Raw genomic sequence first — 10,043 nt, 5'->3', positions numbered from 1 at the left:
GCGTCCAGTCGGTTTCTGGAGCTGGGCGCGACCTGGCCATGAGTGTGTGCTCCAACACATCGGCTACAGATATGTGAGCTAGCACACTTTCAGAACGGGAGACTAGGAGCCGAAACGTTGCATCTGCGTTGCATCGGCACCGAGGCGCCGATCGAGCACCCGGATCTTGGCTTCGATCTGCGCATACAGGGGTGAATCGCGATCGACGGTCGCCCGATAGGCGGCCCAGGCCGCGGCATCGTCGCGCCCTTCCTGACACGCGGTCCACCGGCGCAGCACGGCCGGGTCGGCCGAGGCGAGCACCGCGGTACGCAACCGCACCCGCAACTCGTCGCGGAGGTCGCAGATGCCCGGCGCCGAGGAACGCGGCAACACCGGACCGGCGTACAACCGTAATGCGGATTCGATATCACCGGAATCCAGCGCGGCCCGCAGCGCCTCCACATCGGTTGCGACATGCACCTGCAACCGGTATGGGCGCGAGGCGACCACCGTCGCGCCGACCACCGCGCGCAACCGGGACATGGCGGCGCGGATCGTGCCGTTGTCCAGATCGGTGTCGTCGAGCAGCAGCGCGAGATGATCCGAACCCAGACCCTCGGGATGTTCGGTGAGCAACAGCAGGATCTCGGCATGACGTTGCGACAGCGGTACCCGTTCCCCCGCCACGCTCAAGTGCGGTTGCCCGAGTCCGAGCACATCGAGGGCCAGCCTGGCCTGTTCGGGTTCGGCCGCCGGGTCGCTTCCGCGCACCGAGCCGGTTTCGCCTCGGCCCGCCCGCATGGCTCGCAGCACCAGATCCATCTCGGCGGCGGTGGCGGCGGCCTTGACCAGAGCGAGGATTTCCGGCTTGGCCACCCGCATCCCGCCGGCAATCATCAGCACCCCGACGAGCCTGCCGTCCGGCTCGTGCACGGGTGCCGCCGCACCGGTGATCTGGTGCATGCGGTGCAGGAAGTGCTCGGGCCCGTGGATCCAGGTGGCCCGGCCGGTGCGCACGACGAGGCCGACGGCATTGGTGCCGATCCGCCGTTCGCTGAGGTCGTCGCCTTCGCGCAGACCGATCTCGGCGGCCGCGGCGACCTGGTCGGGATGACCGTGCACGCAGAGCACCCGCCCGAACTGGTCGGCGACGGTGACGATGAGTCCCGCCCGCGCCGCGTCCTGGACCAGCAGTTTGTCGATCAACGGCATGAGGGCGGCGATAGGGTGGGCATCGCGATACCGCACCAGGTCGGCGCCGCGCAGACCGCGGCCGTCGACCATATCGGTGGGATCGATCCCACCGCGTACGCTGCGTAACCAGGACTCGAGAACGAGCGGACGCAACAGACCGGCCAGCTGGGTCAGCTGTTCACCACCGGCACTGAGAAAACCATGGGCCTGTGCGGCATAGGCTTCCAGAGCACCGAGCTGCGCGCCCGCCTCCGTAGCCTGCCGTGGGGGCCGCCCACCTGCAAGATTGCTGACCATTTGCCTTTCTTTCCCGCTACAAACTGTACCGGGCAGTTATCGGGCCAAACGCCAGAAGTGCGGGTTTGTCCCGCAGGTCACATTGTGCTAGCAGATGTCACTCCGTCACACCGTGTAGCACGCCGCTATGGCTGCGGCGAGCGTCACTACCGTGGCCTGCGGACCCCGCGTCAGCGGCACCGGGACGACCGAAAGGTCGGCAATACTCAATCCTTCGATTCCGTGCACGCGACCGAGCTCGTCGACGACCGATTGCTCATCGTTCGCCGGACCCATCCGGCAGGTACCGGACAGATGCTGGGACGTCCCACTATTGGCACGTAGCCAGTGGTCGTCGACGGGGCCGAACCCCAGGTCGAACAGTTCGCACGCCAGCTCGACGCCCGCGCGCAGGTTTGCCCGGTCCGCCGCGGTGAGCAGCCGGCTCTGATCGATGTGGGCGGGCACGGTGGGGTCGGCCGAACGCAATGTCAGTTCGGCGGCGCCGGTCGGCCGCATGTGCGCCACCCCGAGCCTGCGCAGACCAGGTGTGAACACAGGTGTGTACGGGCGGAATTCGAGGTCGTCGTGTTCGAGCACGTATTCGAGGGCGACGGTCGACGCGGCCGGTTCGGGGCGGGGGAACTCGACGCCGACCTCGGGATGGTCGGTGCACCACGCCCCGACGGGGGCGGGCCGGACCACCGGAATGCCGAGTGCGCGCAGTTGCCGCTCGGGTCCGATACCCGAGCGCAGCAGCAAGGCGGCCGATTCCACGGCGCCCGCGCAGAGCACGATCCGGTCGGCGTCGGTGCGTCCGTGTTCGTGGCCGCGCACCCATTCCACACCGACGGTCCGGCTGCCGTTCATGACCAGGCGCATCACCGTCGTTTCCCCGACGACGGTGAGGTTGGGGCGGTCGAGGACCGGATAGAGATGGGTGATGCCCGGTCCGGCGCGCCGGTTTCCCGAGATCGCGAGCGGTACCCGCCCGAAGCCGTCCGGTGCGTCGAGTGCGTTGAGGTCGGCGACCTCGCGCAATCCGGCTGCCGCGCATCGTTCGGCGAATTCGGCGCTGAACGGAGTGGGATCGGTGGCCCGGACAACCGGGATCGGGCCGTCGGTGCCGTGGCCGGGGTCGGTGCCGTGATCCAGGTCGTTCTCCAGGCTCCGGAAGAACGGTAGCAGCGTGTCGAAGGTCCATCGCTCGCTGTTCCAGTCCGTGAAGCCCGCGGCGGGCGGCCGGATGAAATAACTGCCGTTGATCGCCCCGGATCCGCCGATCAGCTTGCCACGCATCAGGTTTCCCGCGTAGCGCCAGAGCACCGCCGACTCCGGCCCGACCGGGAGATGGCCGGGGTCGAGCAGTTCGGCGGGAATGTCGGCCGTTCCGGGCCACACCTGTCCCGCCTCGAGCACCAGCACCGTGTGGGCCGGGTCGTCACTGAGCCGAGCCGCGAGCACGCACCCCGCCGAACCGGCCCCGACCACCAGCGTGTTGGGCAACGCGGACAACTCAGTTCGGCGGAACGTGCGGCTTCAGCGCTTCGAAGCTGCGTGCCCGGATGACGCCGAGCCACAGCCCGGTGCCGTAGGCGACATCGTCGAGCCGCTTGTAGGCCACATAGCGCAGCGGATCGAGGCCACCGGAATCGCGGTGGGTGAACCAATCGGCCAGTCCGTCGGCCAGTGCCATGGTGACCGCGATCTTCCTGATCCGCTTCGACGCGAGCACCGCCAACAGCGTGACCGGCCAATAGTCACGACACATCGCCGAGGCCAATCGCCAGAGCCCGGCGAAGAATCCGCGCGCCAGATACACCGCCGCGATGCGGGTGGGGTTGTCGAGTTCGGCGAACACCCGACGCATCCGGACCAGCGCCGTCGCCAGGGTGACCAGCCCGCCGAGCAGCCCCCATTTCGACAGGGTGGCGAACAGGATCGCGGCGAGCACCGTCCACTTCGGCACGCTCAGCGGCGAGACCATCTCCCCGTGCCGCTTGCCGAGCGGCGCGGCGCCCGTGCCGTAGAACAGCTTTCGCGTGAACCAGGCCCGGAACTCGACCCGGTGGTCGTGGGCGACGTGGGCGGCCGGTTCGTAGCGCAGCCGCCAGCCTGCCCGCTCGAGCCGCCAGCACAGGTCGACATCCTCGGCCACCTGCATGGATTCGTCGAACCCGCCCTCGCCGAGCAGTGCCGCGCGCCGGGCGAGCAGCGCCGCGCTCGGCACGTACGACACGATGCCGCGCGCGTGCACCGCGGCCTCGCGCCTGCCCAGATCCAGCGAGGAGCGGGTGTGTTCGTAGCGGGCCAGCGCGTTGGACTCCGAATCCAGGGCGACGATGCGCGGGGCGACCAGCGCCACCTGCGGATCGCTGAAATGCCCGAGCATCACCTCGAGCCAGCCGCTGCGCGGCACCACATCGGAGTCGAGGAACGCGACGAAACCCGTTGACGCCGCCCGCAACCCGGCATTTCGGGCGGCGGCCGGGCCGAGTGGGCGCTCGTGGCGCAGCACCGTCACCTGCCCGCGCCCCGGCCGGGGTGGGATGCGCACCGGTTCGTCGGAACCGTCGTCGACGACGATCACATTGTGTCCGCGCAGCGAGCCGAGCAGCCGCACGAGTCCGTCGGCGTTGTTGTAGAGCGGGACGACGACCGTGACGTCGTCGGGTGAGGGCAGCAGCCGGGGTCGCGGGTTGGCGACCCCGGAATCGAGGAGTCTGCGGGCGACGATCGCGGACTTGGTATCGGTGACCTCGAGGTACCCGTCGCCGATCAATTCGGCGGCCTCGGGTGCCAGGCGCAGCATCCGTGCGGGCGATCCGCCGATCAGGATCCGACCCCCGGAAAATGCGCGTACCCGTGGATCGATCCGTACCCCGAAGCCGTCGGGCAGACGATCATGGCGCATTCCTCGCATGCTATTCGCACTTGGCCCGCCAAACATCATCACCCCAGAAAAAAGGAAGAAACTCCGCTCGAAATGCCGCTCCGACCGCTTGGATGACGTGTCGAGCAAGATCGGCAGCGCACCGCTGGCAACCGCGACGCGACTACCCGAGTGGACTCTCGTTGCACGCCTTGGCCGGTGGCTGACGCACGGTCAGCGGCAGCGACACCCGGGTGCGGGCGCGCACCGGCCGCGAGTGGTCCACAGCCGGGCGCGGAACGACGCGGCCCGGTGCCGACAAGGCCGCCTCCCCGTACCCCTGCACACACTCCGGGTCGGGTCCGTTGGCGGGCAGCCCGGTGAAGAATTTGGCGGCCATGCACCCGCCACGGCAGGCGTCGTAGTGGCTGCACTTGGTGCAGGCGCCGCCGTCGACCGGCTCGCGCAGTTCGGCGAACAGTTCGGCGTTGGTCCACACACCGTCGAAACCGCCGTCGGTGAGGATGTTTCCGGCCTTGAACCGGTCGTGGATGGCGAACGGGCAGGCGTAGACGTCACCGACCGGGTCGACCAGGCACACCACCCGGCCCGCACCGCACATGTTCAGGCCGGGCAGGGCCGAACCGAAGGCCGACAGGTGGAAGAAGGAGTCGCCGGTGAGCACGCCCTCGCCGTTGCGCACGAGCCAGTCGTAGAGCTCGCGCTGCTGTTCGGGCAGCGGGTGCAGCTCGTCCCACACGTCGGCGCCACGGCCCGACGGGCGAAGCCGGGTCAGGCGGAGAGTGGCTCCGTAGCGGTCGGCGATGGCCTTGAATTCGTCGAGCTGGGCGATGTTGTGGCGGGTCGCGACCACCGAGAGCTTGGCGTCACGGAAGCCCGCGTCGGCCAGGTTCGACAACGCCTTGATGGCGGTGTCGTAGGAGCCGGGACCGCGCACGGCGTCGTTGACCTCGGCGGTGGCGCCGTCGAGGGAGATCTGCACGTCGACGTAGTCGCTGGCGGCCAGCCGAGCGGCGACCTGCTGGTTGATCCGGACCCCGTTGGTGGAGAACTTGACCCCCACGTGGTGGGCCGTGGCGTAGTCGACAAGCTCCCAGAAGTCCGGGCGCACGGTCGGCTCACCGCCACCGATGTTGACGTAGAAGATCTGCATGCGTTCGAACTCGTCGATCAGCGCCTTGCACTGCTCGGTGCTCAGCTCGTTCGGGTCGCGGCGACCCGACGACGACAGGCAGTGCACGCACGACAGGTTGCACGCGTACGTCAGCTCCCAGGTGAGACAGATCGGCGCGGCCAGACCGGACTCGAAACGGTCGATCAGCCGTCCGCCCTGTGGGGCGCCGACCGGGGCAGGCGGGCTCGGCTCCACCGGCGTGACCGGGCCCGGCGCGGGCACGATCATGTCGGTGCGGGCCAGCTGGTCGAGTGCCTCGACATATGCCGTCGAAGCACTGAAGCCCTTGGCATGCAGCGCTTCCCGCACGGAATGGTGTGCGGGAAGCGACCGGACCACATCGACCAGCTCGCGGCTCTTGAGGAACGAGAGCTTGCGGGTGCCGAAGTGGTACAGCAGCGCACCGAAGGACTCCGGACGCAAGGAGACCCGGGGATGCAGCGCCCATCGGGCATCGAGATCGAGCACGCCTGCCGCCATGGTCAGTACACGCCGCACATGCCGTCGATGCTGACCTCTTCGATCAGCGTCTCGGCGATCAGGTCCTCGCCGGTGTCCTCGTTCGCGGGTGCCGGGTTCTCGGCCATGACTACCTCCCATGTGTTGACGGTCACTCGCGACTTTAACGTCAGTCACTGCCATAAAGGCGGGATTCGGAAAAACTCACTGGACGGGCCACGACATCTAGACTTCCGGGAGCAGGACGGAAGGGGCCCGAGAGCCCAGCGGCAGTAGAGGTGAGGCAGAGGCTTGCGTAACCACGGTGGGGTCGGCAGCGGCGCGAATTCGACACTCTCGGAAGCGGAGATCGTCGAGGCGGCGCTGCGCGTAGTACGCGAGGACGGCGTAGAGAAGCTGTCCATGCGCAGGCTCTCGCGTGAGCTCGGGGTGTCACCGATGGCGCCCTACTACTACGTCGCCGACAAGCGCGAACTCCTCGACCTGGTCGCGAGCGCGGCGCTGGTGGGCGTGCGGAAGCCGCCGCGCGAGTCCGGCCCGTGGCAGGTACGCCTGCGCGATCTGATCGATCAGATAGACGATAAACTGCGCAGGCATCCCGGCCTGGGCGACATCCTGCTCGAGCAGATGCTCGGCAAGCAGCTCGACCTGATCGAAGCGGTGATGGAGATCCTGTTCGACGCGGGATTCTCCGATCGCAACGTGCTGGCCGCCTACGCGACCATTCACACCTACCTGTTCGGCCGCAGCAGGGTGAATCCGCGCGACCGCTCCGCCCCCGCGGACGTGCTGCTGCCCGAAGCGGTGGCCCGTGCCACGAAGTACATGTCCGACCTGCGCGGCAAGTACTCCTACGACTTCGGGATGGAGGTGCTCGTGGCCGGGCTCGAGGCGCAGCTTGCCCTGCAGGCGCGTCCGGACTTAGCATGAAACTGAAACACGTTCTAGTTTTGCCCGAGAGGACGACATGACCACAGTCGAGGTTCCGCACGGCTCGCGCTCGGTGGTACTGCGGGTCGCCGCAGTCATCGCCGAAACGACCGACACCCGCTCCGTGGTCTTCGAGGTGCCCGACGAGCTGCGTGAACGGTTCGCCTACCAGCCCGGGCAGTTCCTCACCCTGCGCATCCCCAGCGAGCTCACCGGTTCGGTGGCCCGCTGCTACTCGCTGGCCAGCTCGCCGTTCACCGACGACCTGCCCAAGGTGACCGTGAAGCGCACCGAGGGCGGCTACGGGTCGAACTGGCTGTGCGACAACATCAGCGCAGGCGACGAGCTGGAAGTACTCCCACCGTCGGGCGTGTTCACCCCCCGCGACCTCGACACCGATCTGCTGCTGTTCGCGGCGGGCAGCGGCATCACCCCGGTCATCTCCATCCTGAAGTCGGCGATCGCCAAGGGCAGCGGCAAGATCGTGCTGGTCTACGCCAACCGCGACGCCGGCTCGGTGATCTTCGCCGACGAGCTGCGCGAACTGGTCGGCAAGTTCCCGCAGCGGCTCAGCGTCATCCACTGGCTCGAACCGCTGCTCGGCCTGCCGACCGCCGACATGCTCGCCCGCCTGGTGAGCCCCTACACCGCCTACGAGGCGTTCATGTGCGGGCCGAAACCGTTCATGGACCTCGTGCACACCGCGCTCGCCTCGCTCGACGTACCGCGCAGCCGCACCCACGCCGAGATCTTCAACTCGCTGGCCGGTGACCCGTTCGCCGACCACGCGCCCGCCGAGGTGTCCGAGGAAGAGGCCGCCGACGCCGCGACCGTCGAGGTGGAGCTCGACGGGCAGGTGCACGAGCTGAGCTGGCCGCGCAAGCAGACGCTGGTCGACATCATGCTCGACAAGGGCCTCGACGTGCCGTACTCCTGCCAGGAAGGCGAATGCGGGTCGTGTGCCTGCACGGTGCTGGAAGGCAAAGTGGAGATGGAGAATTCGGAGATCCTCGACCCCGAGGACATCGAGAACGGCTACATCCTCGGCTGCCAGGCCCGGCCGGTGACCGACCACCTGAAAATCCAGTTCTAGCGCATCGCCCGATACGCGGCGCGCTGTTCCTTGTCGAGGTGTTCGGTCGCGTAACCGAGTGCGGTGCGGCCCATTTCGCGTGCGTTGGCATCGAGGAAGCCGGTGAGTAGCGCGGGGTCGACCTTCTTGCCGACCTCGCGCAGCATCCACCCGAGGGCTTTCTGGATCAGGTCGCGGTGATCGTCGAGCAGCTCCTCGGCCAGGGTCAGGGTGGTGCTCGCGTCGCCCGCGCGGATGAAGGCGAAGGTCGACAGCAGTGCGACTCTGCGCTCCCACAGCGAATCCTGGTGTGCCAGTTCGAAAAGCAGGGTGCGGTCTTTGTCGAGCAGCCAGGCGCCGAGGATGTATTCGGCCGACGAGTCGACCAGGTCCCAGTTGTTCACCCGGCCCCGGCACACGGAGGCCAGGTAGCGGTCGACTATCTCCTCGCGCGCCTTGTCGTCACGGGTGCGTGGTTTCGATGCGAGGGCGAACTTCGCGCCGAGGACGAACAGGGCGACGAGGCGTTCCTCGTGGACCGGGCTGTCGAGGAGTTCGTCGACCTGGTCGAGCGGCAGCGCGGTGAATCCTTTGGCGACCCTCCGGCTGACGGGCACGCGGACGCCGAGGAACACGTCACCGTCGCCGTACTCGCCGGGTCCGGTTTTGAAGAAGCGTTGCAGGTGTCGCGCGTCGGCCGGGTCGGCGTGTTCGGCGAGCGCGGCGCGTACGTCGTCGGCGGTGGGAGCCTCGGTCACAACGCACCTCCAGGATCGGTTATGCGCATTCAACACCACAGGACACCCTGCCCGGTCACCGCACCACCCGGACCGGAACGTCAGAGGCCGACGGCGCCCAGCAGGCGGCCCGACTCGAAAGTCGCTGCGCTGGTAGGCAATTCCCCCGGTTCACCGCTGGTGCGGACGATGACTGTTCCGGTGCCGGTGGTCGGCCTGCCGAGTTCGTCCATTTTGCGGACGGTCTGGGCGGCGACGGCTTGGGCGCTGTCGAAGAGGCGGACGCCGTCGGGTAGCGCGGCGACGATGGCGTCGATGACCAGCGGGTAGTGAGTGCAGCCCAGGACCACGCCCTCCACGTCGGCGGGGGTGCGGGCCGCGGCGGCGGCGATGGAGGCGTTGATCGCGGGCACGTCACCTCGGTCGATGGCATCGGCCAAGCCGTGGCAAGCCACCCCCACCACCTTCGCATCGCCACCGAAGCGGGCGATGAGGTCGGCCTGATAACGGCTGGCCGTCGTCGCCGCCGTCGCCCACACCGCAACCGAACGACACTGCGCCGCGGCGGGTTTGATCGCCGGAACCGTACCGATCACCGGCACCGACTCCCCCACCTCCGCGCGCACCTGGGCCAACGCCGTCACACTCGCCGTATTACACGGCAGCACGATCACCTCGGCCCCCAGCGCCAGCGCCTGCCGTGCCGTCGCCAGCACCCGCTCGACCACCCACTGTTCCGGCTTGGGCCCCCACGGCGCGCCCTCGGGATCGAGCAGCAGCAACAGATCCACATCGGGTCGCAGTTTGCGCAGCCACGCGGCCGTCGGCAACAAGCCGAGACCCGAATCGATAAGCGCGACGATCACGGGTCCACCGTATTACAGACCCGCGAAGCCCCCCGTCCCGCCTACAGCAACTCGACCTCGTCGAACCCGACGGTCAACCGATGCCGATCCTCCCGCAGCACCCCACCCTCCCGGTGCGTGGTGCCAACGGCGAACTCCAGCCCGAGCGTCGACCGCCGGGTGTCGACGGACTGGACGACAGCACAGATACCGCCGAACGGACCGTGCGAAAAGACGACCACGTCGCCGGGTGCTTACTCAGAAATCCCCACGGCGCCAGAGTAATCCGATCCGCGTGCCGGAAGCCGAGTCATTTGCCTGCGCTGGGCAGCACCGCCAGTGATCCGTGCCCCCACCGGCAGTACGAACTCACGCACTCACTCGAGTCCGCCACCTACCGCACTCCCAGCTACACGGCACCACTTAAGTCCGCCACCTACCGCACTCCCAGCCACGCCGCATCACCTGAGCCCGCCACCTA

Annotated in this window: 10 protein-coding genes; 2 read left to right on the top strand and 8 right to left on the bottom strand. The window is 68.1% G+C overall.

Annotated elements, in window-relative coordinates; translation table 11 throughout:
- Positions 1 to 102 precede the first annotated feature (102 nt).
- From ACSVDM_RS28060 to mftA, 5 genes are all read right to left on the bottom strand, one after another.
- Positions 103 to 1,473 carry a GAF domain-containing protein gene (locus ACSVDM_RS28060; RefSeq protein WP_067485228.1) on the bottom strand — a complete coding sequence of 457 codons (1,371 nt, stop codon included), beginning with the start codon at positions 1,471 to 1,473 and terminating at the stop codon, positions 103 to 105.
- Between the two features lie 105 nt (positions 1,474 to 1,578).
- Positions 1,579 to 2,958 carry a mycofactocin dehydrogenase MftG gene (gene mftG, locus ACSVDM_RS28055; protein ID WP_439268785.1) on the bottom strand — a complete coding sequence of 460 codons (1,380 nt, stop codon included), beginning with the start codon at positions 2,956 to 2,958 and terminating at the stop codon, positions 1,579 to 1,581.
- 10 nt (positions 2,959 to 2,968) lie between these two features.
- Entirely contained in the window at positions 2,969 to 4,366 is a 1,398-nt protein-coding gene (gene mftF / locus ACSVDM_RS28050) for a mycofactocin biosynthesis glycosyltransferase MftF (RefSeq protein ID WP_357148357.1), read from the bottom strand.
- Positions 4,367 to 4,508: 142 nt separating this feature from the next.
- Positions 4,509 to 5,999 carry a mycofactocin radical SAM maturase gene (gene mftC, locus ACSVDM_RS28045; RefSeq protein WP_084457342.1) on the bottom strand — a complete coding sequence of 497 codons (1,491 nt, stop codon included), beginning with the start codon at positions 5,997 to 5,999 and terminating at the stop codon, positions 4,509 to 4,511.
- A gap of 2 nt (positions 6,000 to 6,001) precedes the next feature.
- Entirely contained in the window at positions 6,002 to 6,106 is a 105-nt protein-coding gene (gene mftA, locus ACSVDM_RS28040) for a mycofactocin precursor MftA (protein ID WP_067641832.1), read from the bottom strand.
- 163 nt (positions 6,107 to 6,269) lie between these two features.
- Here mftA and mftR2 point away from each other — a divergent pair, with 163 nt between their 5' ends.
- A complete protein-coding gene (mftR2, locus tag ACSVDM_RS28035; protein WP_067485219.1) occupies positions 6,270 to 6,908 on the top strand; it encodes a mycofactocin system transcriptional regulator MftR2 in 639 nt (212 codons plus the stop codon).
- A 37-nt stretch (positions 6,909 to 6,945) separates the two neighbouring features.
- Positions 6,946 to 8,001 (top strand): 2Fe-2S iron-sulfur cluster-binding protein, encoded by a 1,056-nt coding sequence (locus ACSVDM_RS28030; RefSeq protein ID WP_439268784.1) that lies wholly within the window; start codon positions 6,946 to 6,948, stop codon positions 7,999 to 8,001.
- On the opposite strand, the gene ACSVDM_RS28025 is transcribed toward ACSVDM_RS28030, so the two are convergent.
- The 3 genes from ACSVDM_RS28025 to ACSVDM_RS28015 form a co-directional block, all read right to left on the bottom strand.
- A complete protein-coding gene (locus ACSVDM_RS28025) occupies positions 7,998 to 8,738 on the bottom strand; it encodes a DNA alkylation repair protein (RefSeq protein WP_439268783.1) in 741 nt (246 codons plus the stop codon). The two genes, ACSVDM_RS28030 and ACSVDM_RS28025, sit on opposite strands and share 4 nt — an antisense overlap.
- 80 nt (positions 8,739 to 8,818) lie before the next feature.
- Positions 8,819 to 9,583, bottom strand: a complete 765-nt coding sequence (locus ACSVDM_RS28020) for a glutamate racemase (RefSeq protein WP_439268782.1) — start codon at positions 9,581 to 9,583, stop codon at positions 8,819 to 8,821.
- Positions 9,584 to 9,624: 41 nt separating this feature from the next.
- Positions 9,625 to 9,804: a hypothetical protein gene (locus tag ACSVDM_RS28015; protein ID WP_439268781.1), complete on the bottom strand. Its 180-nt coding sequence runs from the start codon at positions 9,802 to 9,804 to the stop codon at positions 9,625 to 9,627.
- Between the last annotated feature and the right edge of the window lie 239 nt (positions 9,805 to 10,043).

The organism is Nocardia sp. JW2 (assembly GCF_051843015.1).
Lineage (GTDB): Bacteria > Actinomycetota > Actinomycetes > Mycobacteriales > Mycobacteriaceae > Nocardia > Nocardia coubleae.
Note: the sequence above shows the minus strand (reverse complement) of the source record. Positions and strands in the feature narration are given on the sequence as shown.

What these genes read in the sequence shown, in the direction of transcription:
- mftF (WP_357148357.1), bottom strand. Translation starts at nt 4,366, where the DNA reads ATGCGCCATGATCGTCTGCCCGACGGCTTCGGGGTACGGATCGATCCA.
- mftA (WP_067641832.1), bottom strand. Translation starts at nt 6,106, where the DNA reads ATGGCCGAGAACCCGGCACCCGCGAACGAGGACACCGGCGAGGACCTG.
- mftC (WP_084457342.1), bottom strand. Translation starts at nt 5,999, where the DNA reads ATGGCGGCAGGCGTGCTCGATCTCGATGCCCGATGGGCGCTGCATCCC.
- ACSVDM_RS28030 (WP_439268784.1), top strand. Translation starts at nt 6,946, where the DNA reads ATGACCACAGTCGAGGTTCCGCACGGCTCGCGCTCGGTGGTACTGCGG.
- ACSVDM_RS28060 (WP_067485228.1), bottom strand. Translation starts at nt 1,473, where the DNA reads ATGGTCAGCAATCTTGCAGGTGGGCGGCCCCCACGGCAGGCTACGGAG.